A 13,947-nucleotide genomic window follows, 5' to 3' on the forward strand; every position below is an offset into this window, starting at 1 on the left:
ACTTCGACTTCCACGGCAACGCTGTTCATAACGCACCTTGTAGGGCTGCTTGACCGGAATGCCCCGACCCGCATCTAATCCTAAGCAGCCGAGCAAGCCCGGTTCCGCCGCGTCAGGCACTCAGAAACGGAAGAGCCAAGCATTAGGCGCCATTCCGGCGAGGTTTTTCATGCGCTGGTAGAATGGGGGCAGGCCAGAACACTGAAGAGGAATATATATGCTTCGCGCGATTATCCTTGGTGCCGTTCTTATCCATCCCATTTTATTCCTGACTGTCTTCGTTTGTGGGGCTGTGTTTGGGTCAGGCGATGTTTGGAACGGAGGCACACCCCCATCGTTCGGCTCGCACGGCGGCAACTTGGCGGTGGGCAACTTGTTTACCATCTACTTTATTACGCTTGGGATTGGAGCCTTGGTTAGTACAGCATTCGGAGGTTTTCTTGGTGCTGGAGTACGTCTATTCCTTGCTCGCAACCGTAAAAACTCAACAGGCGCAAGAGACCGACCAGCAAAGGTCAGAAGGAGATTAGACGGCCGGGAAGTGAGCAAGGATGCCCCCTAGCCACTTTTCCCTTTAATTTTTTCATACGGTATCACCACCGGCGCGTGGCGGGAGACACCGAGACACGGAGACACTGCGTAGGCGCGGGCGGCAGAATGTTGGAGTTCACGCCTTAGCATGTCGGCCGCTCGCTTTAGCGTGAACTCCCACAGGGTCGCCGGTGTCAGAGCGGCGGTACGCTTGGGCGATTTGTTGCCCGTTTTTTTGGCAGCCGCTCTTTGCCGGAGGCGCATCGCGCTCCATCGGTCGACGAATAAGAATCGCAATCGCTCCAACGACTTGCGCTATCGTCGGTGACGGGCGACCGAAGTGGAGGCGAATTGACTGCCGCCGTGTGCCATCTATAATCATGCTGGACAGAAATGGAGTTGGTTTCGAGCCGGCCGCTGTTTGCAAACGGCTGCGTACTCAAGATGGTCGTGACACGCGCAGTTTGGAAATGCCTGGGTAGAAGAAGCTCATTGCGGTCTCGATTGGTGGGCATAGCACACGCAGCGGCTCGCGGCCCAGAGACGATTCCCAGCCCAGGAGAGGGCATGCATCTATGGTCGGCAGTCCAAAGCGATTGGCGAGTTCGGTACGGCGCGCTGCCGGAACTGCCTCGCCGGCCAAGATTCTTCACTCGCATCTCGCAGTGATCCAGGCCGCACTGCCGCGAATCGTGCTATTAATTGCGAGCCTTGCCGGTATAGCGATTCCAATCTTGGGGCGAGCCGACCCGGGGCAGCGTGACGCCAAGGATGCCCAGCCCGCCCCCGCGAACGATGCTCCCGCGAAACCTGACGCCAAGGCGGCGGATGCCAATCCCGTTGCTGCGAATCCCGCCGACAAAAAAGCCGCCGGCGCAAAGCCGGCCGACGCGCCTCCGGCCGACGCCAATGGGGCTCAGCGCCCCGTCGGGCATTTGATCCGCGTTCCCGTGCCGATCGAGCTCAACGCCGACACGCGGGTCCGCTCAGCGATTTCGCATTTGCGTGCAACGATGCCCAAAGGCGGTCCGCGGCCGGTGCTCGTGTTCGAATTTGATCCCGAAACGGAGGGTGGCCGAGGAAGCGATTTCAGTCGTGCCCTAAGCCTGGCCCATATGATCGCGTTGAATCGCGATCTGGCCGGAGTCAAAACGGTCGCCTATATCCCCAAAACCATCGAAGGCCATGCCGTTTTGGTGGCGATGGCCTGCGAAGAAATCATCATGGCCCCCAACGCCGAAATTGGCGATGCGGGCATCGATGAAACCGTGATCGGGGCGACCATCCGCAGCGCCTATCAGGAAATTGCCGAAGCCCGAAAAAATATCCCCCCCGCTCTTGCGCTCGGGATGCTCGATAAAAACGTCCGGGTGCTGAAGGTTCTGACCGAACAGGGGACGGATATCATTCTTGCCAGCGATCTGGACAAGTTGAAGAAACAGCGCGCTGTTCTCAAGACGGAAGAACTGTCGCCGGTGCCGGGTCTTTATAGCGGAATTCGGGGACGAACCGAATTGGGCTTCGTCAGTTATCTGGCCGACGACCGTCAAGCGGTTGCCAAGGAACTCGGCTTGGCGCCGAATTCGCTGCGCGACGATCCTTCGCTCGGCGGCCAATGGCAGGCGGTGCGGATTCCCTTGCGGGGCGTCATCACCCAGGCGCTGATCACCGAAACGGAGTCGAAAATCCGCGATCAGATCGACAACCACGCCAATTTCATTTGCTTGTGGATCGATAGCGCCGGCGGTTCGCTGGAGCAAAGCCAGCGGCTCGCCGGCTATTTGGCCGACCTGCCATCGGACAAAGTTCGCACGGTCGCCTATATCCCCGAAAAGGCGCGAGGCGATGCGGCACTTATGGCCATCGCATGCGATCAAATCGTTGCCGGTCCCGAAGCAATCATCGGCGGCAGCGGCGACGTGAATATAGATCACGACGATCTGGTGCAAGTCGATCGGATTATCCGCGATATCGCCGAGAAAAAGCATATTTCCTGGTCGATCCCCGAGGCTTTGTTCGATCCCGAAATCAAGATCTATCGCTACTCGCAGCGCGATCGTGGGATGCAGGAATTCGTCTCCCCGGAAGAAATTGCCGCGCGACCCGATGCGGCCGCTTGGAAGCAAGGCGAGATGATCTGGCAGGGGGGCAGCCCCTGGCGCCTGTCCGGCCAGCGCGGCGAGGAATACGGCTTCGTCTGGCACACAGTCGACAATTTCAACGAGTTCAAACATCTCTACGGCCTGGAAAAGGACGTGCAATTGGTCGAGCCCGGCTGGGCCGACTATCTGATCAGCGCTTTGTCGTCGCCGAGCATGCTGGGCATCTTGATGTTTCTGGGGCTGGCCGGAGTGATCGCGGAACTCTATTCGCCGGGGCTGGGGATCGGCGCGTTTGTGGCGATCGTGGCGTTCATGCTTTATTTCTGGATCTTGCACCTGCACGGCACCGCGGGTTGGCTGGTGGTGTTGCTCTTCTTGGCCGGAGTGTGTTGCCTGCTGTTGGAGATTTTTGTCTTACCCGGCTTCGCCATATTTGGCTTGGGCGGTGGGCTGATGATCATCGCCTCGCTGGTGCTCGCCAGCCAAACGTCGCTGCTGCCGCGCAACGACTATCAATGGGAGCAATTGGAAACGACATTGGCGTCGCTAGGCGGGGCGGTCGTGGGAGCGTTTGTTGCCGCGATCGCCTTCCGGCGTTTCTTGCCGCATGCGCCGGTGTTCAATCGCGTGTTTCTCCAGCCCTTTTCGGGCGAGGAGAGGCAGAATCTGGCCACGCGCGAATCGCTGGTGGATTTCGCCCATCTCGTCGGCCGCGGCGGCACGACCGTGACGCCGCTGATGCCCTCCGGCAAAGCGCGGTTCGGCGACCAGTTGCTCGACGTTATTGCTGACGGCGAGGCGATCGACCGGGGCGAGGCGGTCGTGGTCGTCGAGGTGCGCGGCAACCGGGTGTTGGTGCATCGCGCGGCGGCGGAACAGCAACGCTGATCGGGCCGGCCGGCGCCTCGCCACGCGGGCCCACGCAAAACCGCAAGCGACTTAATTCCTCGTATCCGGCTTGGATGCTGGCTTGCGGTTTGGCGCGTTTGGCAACCCGCAAGTTGGCATTCGCGCCCCCGCACTCTGCTATAATCGAAGCGTTGCGTTGCCCGCGGGTTTTGACGGAGCGTAGCCAACGATTCGCCTATGGAACCGGTTATTTGGGCAGGTCTGCTGCTGCTCTTGGGTTTGACTTTGGTCATGCTCGAGGTGTTCGTGCCGACCGGCGGCTTGCTTGGGTTTTTGTCGCTGACGGCGATTCTCTTGGGAATCGCGCTGGCGTTTTGGCAGGGCGGATTAACGTATGGATTCGGGTTCCTGCTCGTGGCCGCAGTGGCGCTGCCGGCCGTGCTCGGGCTGGCATTTCGGGTTTTGCCGCGTACGCCCATCGGCAGGCGGATATTGCCGGCCGTGCCCACCAGCAAAGATGTGCTCCCCGACACCGAAGAGCGGCGGGTGCTACGCGGCTTGGTGGGCAAGATCGGTCAGGCGAAATCGATGATGCTCCCCAGCGGCGCCGTGCTCGTCGAAGGCCGCACCATCGATGCAGTCAGCGAGGGCATGCCGATCGAACCGGGGCAAGTGGTGCGCGTCATCGAAGTGCGCGGCACGCGGGTGATCGTGCGGCCGGTCGAACACGGCGAAGAGCAGCCGCCCCGAAGCGCCGAAGACCCGCTTTCTCGTCCGATCGACACGCTCGGGATTGATCCCTTCGACGATCCATTATCGTGAGCGTGGCGTTCGTCGGCTTGACAAGCGATGCCCGCTGCGCGAGACTGCCAGCAATCGGCGGTAAAAACGGGTATAATGGGGCGGTAGCCGGCCCGAGCCGCGCAGGGGTTTGGATTCGCCCGGCCGGGCTTCCATGGATCCGCGGTCGTTCACGAATCGAGATTCGTCATCTCGATGCAATGGCTGCACCTTCTTGGTGTTGGAATTCCTATGTTGTTGGCAGAAGAAAGTGTCGTGCGGATCGTGATCATCGTCGCGGCGATGTTCATCGTCATTTTCGCATTGTTTCTGGTCGCCGTGCTCGGGCGGTACTTGCGATTGTGGGTGCAATCGATGGCCAGCGGCGCCGGCATCGGCATTTTCGACCTGTTGGCAATGACATTTCGCAAAGTCGACCCGCGCGTGATCGTTCGCAGCAAAATCATGGCCGTGCAATCGGGCTTGGGCGAAGAATCGGGCATTACGACCAAGGCCCTGGAAGCGCACTATATGGCCCAAGGGCACGTGCCGCTGGTGGTGCGGGCGATCATCGCCGCTCACAAGGCCAAGATGATCGCACTGGATTGGAAGCTCGCGACGACCATCGATCTGGCCGGCCGCGACGTGCTCGAAGCCGTGCAGACGAGCGTTTATCCAAAGGTGATCGATTGCCCGGCCCGCGGCTCGGGGAAAGAAGCGCTCGACGCCCTGGCGAAGAATGGAATCCAACTCAAGGTGAAAGCGCGGGTGACTGTGCGGGCCAATTTGAACCAATTGGTCGGCGGCGCCACCGAGCAGACGATCATTGCTCGCGTGGGCGAGGGGATCGTGAGCGCGATCGGTTCGGCGGAAAAGCATACCGATGTGTTGCAAAACCCCGATCGGATTTCAAAAGCGGTGCTTGCCCGTCGGCTCGATTCGCAAACCGCCTTCGAGATCGTGTCGATCGATATTGCCGACGTCGACGTGGGCGACAACATTGGCGCCCGGCTGCAAGCCGATCAGGCCGAAGCGGGGATGCGCGTGGCTCGGGCGAACGCCGAGGGACGGCGCACGATGGCCGTGGCGCGCGAGCAGGAAATGGTTGCCCAGATCGAGGAAAGCCGTGCTAAATTGGTGGAAGCCGAGGCCGAAGTTCCCAAAGCCATCGCGGATGCGATTCGCGGCGGCACGCTCGGTATAATGGATTACTACAAACTGCGAAACGTTCAAGCCGATACGGACATGCGGCGCAGCATCGCTGGCGCGGGAACTCCGGCGGCCATGCAGATGTCGCCGAGCACTTGATCGGGTGAATCGCAAAAACCCAAGCAGGCACCGGCGGCTAGCGCCTCGCCGCTCAGAGGCAGATTCCTATGCATCCTATGCCAATCGCTGCCGCTCCGAACTTTGAAGCTTGGGCCGAGGGAATATTCCTGTTGATTATGGGCTTTTTGTGGCTCATCAACCGGATATCGACGGCGGTTGAAGTGGCCCGCCGCCCGCCGCCAGTTCGAAGGCCGTTGCAACCGGTGCCCCCTCCAGCCGATGCGGCGCAACAAGCAGAGTCGATGCCGCGGCAACGGGTCGCGCCGCAAGGCCAGCCGCGGTCGGCCGGTGAATCCATGCAAAACGAAATCGACGAATTTCTTCGCCGTGCTACAGGCCGCCGCGACCCCACGCCACAGCCGGGCCAAGCGCAGCGCCAGCGCCCCGCGGCAGGGCGTCCGAGCGTTGCCGGGGCCAAGGCTGATCCGCGGCGCGTCAGGGCCGCGCCCACGGCGGTGCGAACAAAATCGCCGCCCCCCGCCCCGGTGGAAACGATCGAAACTCCGGAAGCAATTTCGGAACACGTCAAGCAATTCCTCAGCATGCGCCAGTTCGATCAGCGAACGTCAAATCTCAGCTCGATCGATGAGAAAGAACGGGAATTCGATCTGAAGCTGAAGCAGACATTCAGCCACGAACTCGGCCATCTCAAGCCCAGCACGTTGGCCGACGGCGGCGATTCGGCCGCGACTGCCGCGGCGCTTCAGCCGATCCCCGTGAATTTGAATGTGCTTGCGAACCTGTTCCGCAGCGGCACCGATCTGAAACGAGCCATCGCGCTCAACGAAATCTTCCAACGCCCCGAGCACCGCTGGTAGTGGAATAGGGGCGAGGGACGAGTTTAAACCAGCGCTGCCGCGTCGTTCTTCGCCGCCCTATCCCCTCGCTCTATCCCCTCACTCTATCCCCTCACCCTAACCCCTACCCCCTACCCCTAACCCCTACCCATGAACCTCGGCTGGATCGGCACTGGCGTGATGGGGCAGAGCATGTGCGGGCATTTGTTGCGCCGCGGATTTGCCGTGACGGTGTTCAATCGCACGCGGGCCAAGGCCGAGCCGCTGTTGGCTGCCGGCGCTCGATGGGCCGATAATCCCAAGGCTGTCGCCGAAGCTTCGGAAGTGGTGTTTACGCTGGTCGGTTTTCCTGCCGACGTTCGCGAGGTGGTGCTCGGACCGCAAGGCACATTGGCCGGCAGCCGCCCGGGAAACATCTTGGTCGATATGACCACGAGCGAGCCGGCGCTGGCGATCGAAATCGCCAAACAGGCTGCCGAACGGAACGTCGCAAGCCTCGACGCACCGGTGACCGGCGGGGACATCGGCGCCCGCGAAGCTCGGCTTTCGATCATGGTCGGCGGCGATCGAGACGTGTCCGAAAAATTGCGCCCTTGCTTCGAAGCGATGGGCAAAACCATCGTACATCAAGGCGGCCCGGGCGCCGGCCAGCATGCCAAAATGGTGAATCAAGTGCTCATCGCCTCGGGCATGGTCGCCGTCTGCGAGGGATTGCTCTACGCGTATCGGGCCGGCTTGAATCTCGAAAAAGTGATGGAATCGGTGTCGTCGGGGGCGGCCGGAAGCTGGTCGCTCACGAATTACGGCCCACGAATCATCGGCGGGCGATTCGAGCCGGGATTCTTCGTCGAGCATTTTCTCAAGGACATGGGCATCGCCCTGGCCGAGGCCGGCCGTATGGGTTTGGCGCTGCCCGGGCTGGCGCTGGCCAGGCAGTTGTACATTGCCCTGCGGAGCCAAGGCCACGGCCGCGACGGCACGCATTCGCTGATTCTGGCGCTGGCATCGATCTCGGGCATCGATTGGAAGAATCGTTAAGGCCCCTGCGACCCGCTAAGCTTCATTCTCGGCGGCTGCCAATCTTCGCGGCAAAGGTTTGACGGCTTGAAAATGCGCGGTAGGGTTTTACATCGCCGCGCAACGGTGCGATTCCGCTGCGCAGTCCGGCCGTTGCCGATTGCAGCAGTCGGAGGATGTGAAAGAATGAGGATCGGCACCTCGCGGAGACCGCCTTTTCGAGCCGGTCGGGGCCAATCCCCATTCTTTCAAAAGCGGTTACCCTTGCCCAAGAAGGGCGATTCTGCATGAACGCTTGTTTCTACGAGCAACCGCAGCTTGACGAACCGGTCGTCGACCGGCCTGCCGTGGTGCTGATCGTCGAAGACGATGTGGCTCTTTCGATGGCTCTCAGCCTGTCGCTTTCCAAGCAGGGCTTCGAGACGGCCAGCTCCCGGTCCGGCAATCGCGCGTTGGAATTGGCCCGAGAAAAGCGGTTTGCGGCCGTCTTGCTCGACCTGCACTTGCCCGATGCCGACGGGCTCGATATTTGTCAGCAATTGGTCGACGATCGCCGCACCTGCGACGTGCCGGTGATCATCATCAGCGGATCGGATCGGCCAGACGTTCTGCGTCGCTGCCGGGCGGCGGGCTGCCAGTATTTCATCCGCAAGCCGTACGACCCCAGCACACTGCTGATCGTGCTGCGGCATGCGATCGACGAATCGCGGCAATGCGAGAATCCGGAATTCCCCGATTCCGACTTTCCGATGGCGGGCTAGGCATTGGGCTGTTCGGCCTCAATCGCCATCTCCTATCGTCAACGGATAGCGCTCGCTCTTGCCCGGCGCTGCCGGTGTGGTATCATGGCTTTTCTCCGGACGACTGGGGGACGGAGATCGGGGGAATGATGCATTCCCGAGCCCTGAAAACCGTGATAGGAGAACCGCGTGGGAGTAAAGAAAACTGGCAAGGGGCGGCGCAAGTTGGGTCGCAAGAAGCGCCGCATGCGGTCGAAAATCCGCCATCGCAAAGGCTAAATTCGACTGCGCTCTAACAACGATCTCCAGCCATTGCTGGGCTGGAGGCTTCCGGTCAATCATCGGTTGCCGCAAGGCGCCGGTTTCTGAAAAGCATCGGCTGGCGAGTTCGTGCCTCGACTCTGAGGATTGCGCTGGCGGCTGCGCCGATCGCGCCGGCTCGGCAACGACCAGCGTCGCCAAAATCACACCGCGCTGAATTTGCACATCGCAGGCCGTGATGTATGGTTGCATGGCCGCAACATGCGGTCGGGATCAGGCGATGACGCGGAGGGTTCGGCCATGCGCCAACTATCGATCGTATCTATCGTTTGCTGGGGTGCTGCTGCTTTTTCCGGCTGCTGCACGAGCCGCGCGCCGACGCTAGCCGAGGCGCCGGCCATCTGCTCGCCGATTCAATGCGGTAGCTGTGGCTGCCCGCAGGTTTCGCCCGGAGTGCCAGTTTATGGCTCCGATGGCGTCGCCGCGCCGGTGATCGCCGGGCCGAGCGCCGTCCCATCCCTGTCGCCGATTCCCGGAACCACGACGATGCCAGGCTTGGCGCCGGCCCCGAGTTTGGCGCCCATGCCGAGCACCGCGCCCGGTCCGACCACATTCGCCCCGAGTACGCCGGCGCCCGCCACAAGCCCGTCGGGCAACATTCCGCCATCGACGAGCCCGTAACGTCGGTCGGACCGAAATCGGAACCGATTGTCGGTTACCTGCCGCCGACGAATACTGCGCGGGATGAAGAACCAGCGCGATCGGTGATTGCCAGCCGCAGTGGTTCGGTTCGCTCGTGGCGATCAATCTGCACGACAATCGTGTGTTGCCCCGCCGTGAGATCGGCGGCGAACGCGGGCGCGGCCGGGATCGGTTTTCCATCGACCCGGAGCGCGAGGCCGGCGGCGGAATTCAATCGGAAATCGACTTTGCCGGCGGCGGCGACATCGACGCGGCAGCGGACGATGCTGATTTTCTCGTGGCGCTCGCCGGCGAGTTGCGGCAGATCGTCGAGCGGCAGATCGCCCGCCACTCGGCTATAGGCGGGCGTCCATTGCAGCAACGCATCGTCGACCACGGCGCTGGCGAGCGCTTTGGCGGGCTCGGCGTGAGGCGGTTGAATGAGCGATTGCCACCGCCGCGCGATCGGCGCCTTGCTTAGCGAATACGGGCCAACCTTGCCAAGCTCCGAGAGGAACCGCACCAGATCAACCAGCTCCGCCCGGGTCAGCCCATCGGCGAGACCGACGGGCATGAGCGACGTGCGGCTTCGCTCGGCGGTGTCGATCGACGAAAGCGGAATGCTGATCTCGTGGTCGTTGGCGTCGCGCAGCACGAGGTCTTTATCGGTCTGCCGGTTCTTGATGCCGGTAAAGACGCGGCCGGAGTCGGTCGTGACGATCGTGGTTTCGAAACCGTCTTTGATCTTCGCGCTCGGTTCGAGAACGGATTCGATGAGATAATCGACCGGGGCGCTAGCGCCGATGCTCGATAAATCGGGGGCAACCTGCCCGCCGACGCCGCCGATCGAATGGCACTTCGAGCAGGATTCATCCTGGCGGCGAAAGATAGCCTCGCCGCGAGCGGGATCGCCTTTGGCTCGGACCTCCGCGACCAATCGCTCGAGCTCCGCGCCGCGCGGCATTCGCTTGCCCCCGATCGTCAGCCCGCCGGCAGTGGTTAATGCTGCGACGAGCGCCGGTTGTTCGGATGCCGAGGCCCGCACGGCCCGGACGGAAAGCTTGGCGATGTCGGGCGATAGTTTTTCGCTGGCGATTGCCGCGGCGAGAGCCGCTGGGCCGGCTTTGCGCTGCAAAAAACCGGCGATCAACGGCGCCGGATCGGCTGCCGCCGGCGCGGCGGCCAACATTTTCGCCGCTCGCGACGCGGCGGCGGCCAAATCAATCTGCGCTAGCGCGACGACCGCCGCGCTGCGAATGGCGAACGGGCGATCGGCAGCCGTCAGGCTTTCAAGCACTTCGCGGCTCCGCGAGCCCCCCATCGCCGCCAGGCTCTCGATCGCCGCGGCGCGGGACGATTCGGAAGTGCTGCTCGCGAGCGCAAGTTCGGCGAGCTTCGGATGCATGGTCTCCACCTTCCATAGCCCGGCGGCTCGAATCGCGAGCGTTTGCAGGCTTTCGTCGCCGGTTGCACCCGACGCGACAATGAGCTTTGCCAAACGGTTCAGATCGCCGGACGGAACACTGCCGCGTTGTTCGGCGGCGGTGAGCAGTCCTTGCAAGAGCACGCGGCGGCGCTCGATTGGCGTGGCGTCGGAGAGGACCATCGCGAAGATCGTGCCCAGGTCTTTCGTCCCGCCGAGCACGGCCACGAGTTGCAACGCCCCTTCGGTTCGTTGCGGCGGCAGCTTCCCTTCGCGCAGCAAGCCCATCAGCAACGGCACGACGTCGCGCGATCCGACGGCTTGCAAGGCGTAGGTCAGATGGCTCGCGTTGCCCGCGAATACATCTTCACCCGATTTCACGGCCGGCAGCCACGCGTCCTGCAAATCATTGGCCGTTTGCCACACGGCGTAGTCCAAAAAGCGATCCAAAGGCCGATCGAGGGCGCGCATCGCGATTTCCGCTGCGGCGGCGGTCGGAACGGCCGCGCACGCTCGCACCGCTTCAAGACGCACATGCGGATTGCCATCAACCACGCGTTCGGCCAGTAGCGCCAGCACATCGGGAATATCGGCGTGCCATGCCGCCAACACGCGCGTTGCCGCGGCTCGGGCATGATAATCGGTCGAGTGCAAGAGCGTTCGCAGCAAATCCGGTTCGACGTGCCGCAGCGCCTGATATACCCACAGGGCTTCCAGTCGCTGGTGATCCAACTCGCTGGCCGCGGTGCTTGCCGCCGCAGCGTGGGCGCCCGGCGTGCTGGAATTCAATTCTTTCACCCATGCCGCCAGTGCCGGCAACACTCGCGCGCCGCGTTCCTTGAGCACCCGCCGGGCTTGTTGCCGCGTGAAATCTTCGGGCGCTTTCAACGCATCGAGCACGGCCACGTCGCTCGCGCCGACGAGTTGCGGCGGATCGACCAGTGGCCGCCCCTTGGCCGTGACGCGCCAAATCCGTCCGTGCGTGTGATCGCGCCGCGGATCGCGGAAATCGACTTCGCCGTGGTTGATGATCGGGTTGTACCAGTCGGCAATATAGAGCGCGCCGTCGGGCCCGAGCTTCACGTCGACCGGCCGAAACGCCGGGAAATTTGTTTTGATCAGCTCGGGAAGTTCCTTTGAGGTGTAGCTCGAGCCGTTTTCGCTGATCACGTAGCGGCAGACGCGATGAGCGCGGAAATCGTTGGTGATTAGATTGCCTTGCCAGTCGTCGGGAAACTGGCGGCCGCTAATGATCTCCAAACTGCATTCCTTGGGGCTGCCCGGATTGAGGCCCGGCAATGTGCGACGGGCGCCGACGGCCGTTTCATACCAACCGCCGGGGACGCAATAGTTGATGCCTTGCCCGCCCGCGCCATCGGTGACGAACGAATTGCCCCAGCGATCGAACGAATGGCCCCAGGGGTTCCACCAACCGCGGGCGAAAACGTTCAATTCCATCGTTTCGGGCCGGAATTGCCAGATGCCGCTGCCATTGAGCAAGCGCGGTCCGTAAGGAGTTTCGATGTGGCTATGGATATAGACCGATTGGTTGCAATACATCATTCCGTCGGGCCCCCAACGGAGCGTATGCAAGATGTGATGCGTGTCTTCGGTGCCAAAACCGGAAAGCACGACCCGGCGCGTGTCGGCATGACCGGTTCCCTTGGTGTCGGAAAAGAAGAGCAATTCGGTGCTGTTCGCGGCATATACGCCGCCATCGCCCGGCAAGACGCCGGTGGGAATGAGCAAGCCGGACGCGAACACCGTTGTCTTATCGGCGTGGCCGGCGTGCTTCGTGTCTTCGAGGACCAGGATCTTGTCGTTGGCCTCTTTGCCCGGACGAACCTGTGGATACGTTTCGCTGCTGGCGACCCACAGCCGGCCCTGCGGATCGAAATTGATTTCGATCGGCTTTTGGATCAACGGATCCGCAGCCCACAGGTTCACTTCGAATCCATCGGCCACCTGGAACGCCTGCCGCTCTTGCTCCGGATCATCCGACGGCGGTTTTGAGGCCGGCTTTTTCTCGGCAAATGCGTGGCCCGCGAAGCCGCTCGCGCCGCTGAACGCCAACAAGCAAAGCAACGCAGAAGCTCGGCTGACCCGATGGCGCGCGAATAAAACAGGTCGGAAGGAGGGCCACAAACTCATCATTCTCGACTCCGGGCGGGAGGGTCAAACAGCGGAATTCGAACGAGCGGGGCTCGACCCGCGAAACCGCAAGCGAGCGGCAACGCGGCAACGGGTAGCGGGGTAGCGGGGTAGCGGGTAGCGGCTAGCGGCTAGCGGTAACAGCCTGTCGATACATATTCAGCGGGCTGCTAATGCTCGCGGCCGCGCGGCTGGCGGCCCTTGGCGATTTCCGCTTCGGCCTGAAGCACAAGCGGCTCGAAGTCGGGTGTTTCGGCCGCGGTTCCCGGCTGCTCATGCGCGCGGAACAAATACAAATAGGTAAAATTCTCAGGCCGCCAGCGGTGAAACGACAATTCATTCTTCTTGTTGATCCAATGACGGAGCGCTTCGAGCTCGTCGGGTTTCAACGTCGGACCGGCAGGCCGGGGACCAAACAAATCGGTATCGACGACCTCGGCCAAGCGCTGATAACCATGCTCGGTGAGATGCATTTCGTCGTCGGTCAATGGCGTGTAGCCCGGCGGCATTCTCTCGGGAATCAAATCCGTAAACAGATCGACGAATCGATAGCCGCGCTGCTTCGCGACTTGCCGCATTGCATCGGTGTAGATGGCGAGCCGCTCGTTTTGCGGGGCCGGATCCGGCAGCGGCCGGCCCAGATTTTCTTCGCGCGTCGGCGAGAAGATCACGATCCGGGCGCCGGTTTTGGCAAGCGCATCGAGCAGCGTGTTCAGCCCTTCGACGAAGTGCGGCAGGGCCGGCTTGCCGGCAAACGATTCGTTGGTGCCGAATCCGAGGACGATCACGGTCGGCTTCATCGCCACGACATTCTTGAGCCGATCGCGAAAGCCGTCGGCGGGGGAGCCGAACATGGCCCAGCCGTCGCCCCACACCGTGTCGCCGCTCCAGCCCAGGTTGCGAAAGGTGATGTTGCGATCGTAGAACCGCGTGGTAAGCGCCGTTTCCAGGTAGCCGTACATCTGATCGCGCTCGATGAGCGTGCTGCCGATCAGCACCACCCGGTCGCCGCTGCGAAGTTGGAATTGGTTGCCGGATTCGGGGTGAGAAGCGGCTGCCTCGGCTGGCCTGGATTGGCCAGTCTGCGAGCCCTTCGGCGGACCAATATCGTCGGACCGAGCTATGGTTGTTCTAGCCGAAGCTGCGAGAAAGAATGCCGCCGCCAAGCATAAGTGACAAGATATTCGCCGAATTCGCAACTTCACCGGCAGGCTCCTTCTCCCCGATATATGGCCCCCGCGGCCGGCACGGTGCACGGCGTCAAAACCATTGTAATTCGCAAAACC

10 protein-coding genes are annotated in these 13,947 nt (G+C 62.0%); 6 read left to right on the forward strand and 4 right to left on the reverse strand.

The window, feature by feature from the left end:
- The first annotated feature begins 1,265 nt into the window (after positions 1-1,265).
- The 6 genes from VHX65_16045 (at position 1,266) to VHX65_16070 (ending at position 8,166) form a co-directional block, all read left to right on the forward strand.
- On the forward strand, positions 1,266-3,521 hold the full coding sequence (locus VHX65_16045; GenBank protein HEX4000065.1) for an NfeD family protein: 2,256 nt from the start codon (positions 1,266-1,268) through the stop codon (positions 3,519-3,521).
- A gap of 198 nt (positions 3,522-3,719) precedes the next feature.
- A complete protein-coding gene (locus VHX65_16050) occupies positions 3,720-4,304 on the forward strand; it encodes an NfeD family protein (protein ID HEX4000066.1) in 585 nt (194 codons plus the stop codon).
- A 210-nt stretch (positions 4,305-4,514) separates the two neighbouring features.
- Positions 4,515-5,570: a flotillin-like protein FloA gene (gene floA, locus VHX65_16055; GenBank protein HEX4000067.1), complete on the forward strand. Its 1,056-nt coding sequence runs from the start codon at positions 4,515-4,517 to the stop codon at positions 5,568-5,570.
- A 68-nt stretch (positions 5,571-5,638) separates the two neighbouring features.
- Entirely contained in the window at positions 5,639-6,409 is a 771-nt protein-coding gene (locus tag VHX65_16060) for a hypothetical protein (protein ID HEX4000068.1), read from the forward strand.
- A 129-nt stretch (positions 6,410-6,538) separates the two neighbouring features.
- Positions 6,539-7,426 carry an NAD(P)-dependent oxidoreductase gene (locus tag VHX65_16065; GenBank protein HEX4000069.1) on the forward strand — a complete coding sequence of 296 codons (888 nt, stop codon included), beginning with the start codon at positions 6,539-6,541 and terminating at the stop codon, positions 7,424-7,426.
- Positions 7,427-7,692: 266 nt separating this feature from the next.
- The gene (locus VHX65_16070) at positions 7,693-8,166 is read left to right on the forward strand and encodes a response regulator (protein ID HEX4000070.1); all 474 of its coding nucleotides are present in this window, start codon (positions 7,693-7,695) and stop codon (positions 8,164-8,166) included.
- Between the two features lie 18 nt (positions 8,167-8,184).
- Here the strand turns inward: VHX65_16070 and VHX65_16075 are convergent, their stop codons facing one another.
- The 4 genes from VHX65_16075 to VHX65_16090 all read right to left on the reverse strand — a co-directional run bounded on the left by VHX65_16075 (position 8,185) and on the right by VHX65_16090 (position 13,659).
- Positions 8,185-8,658: a hypothetical protein gene (locus VHX65_16075; protein ID HEX4000071.1), complete on the reverse strand. Its 474-nt coding sequence runs from the start codon at positions 8,656-8,658 to the stop codon at positions 8,185-8,187.
- A 209-nt stretch (positions 8,659-8,867) separates the two neighbouring features.
- Positions 8,868-9,065, reverse strand: a complete 198-nt coding sequence (locus VHX65_16080) for a hypothetical protein (protein ID HEX4000072.1) — start codon at positions 9,063-9,065, stop codon at positions 8,868-8,870.
- A 56-nt stretch (positions 9,066-9,121) separates the two neighbouring features.
- The gene (locus tag VHX65_16085; GenBank protein HEX4000073.1) at positions 9,122-12,595 is read right to left on the reverse strand and encodes a PVC-type heme-binding CxxCH protein; all 3,474 of its coding nucleotides are present in this window, start codon (positions 12,593-12,595) and stop codon (positions 9,122-9,124) included.
- Between the two features lie 236 nt (positions 12,596-12,831).
- Positions 12,832-13,659, reverse strand: a complete 828-nt coding sequence (locus VHX65_16090; GenBank protein ID HEX4000074.1) for an SGNH/GDSL hydrolase family protein — start codon at positions 13,657-13,659, stop codon at positions 12,832-12,834.
- Positions 13,660-13,947 lie beyond the last annotated feature (288 nt).

The sequence above is a fragment of the Pirellulales bacterium genome (assembly GCA_036267355.1).
GTDB lineage: Bacteria > Planctomycetota > Planctomycetia > Pirellulales > DATAWG01 > DATAWG01.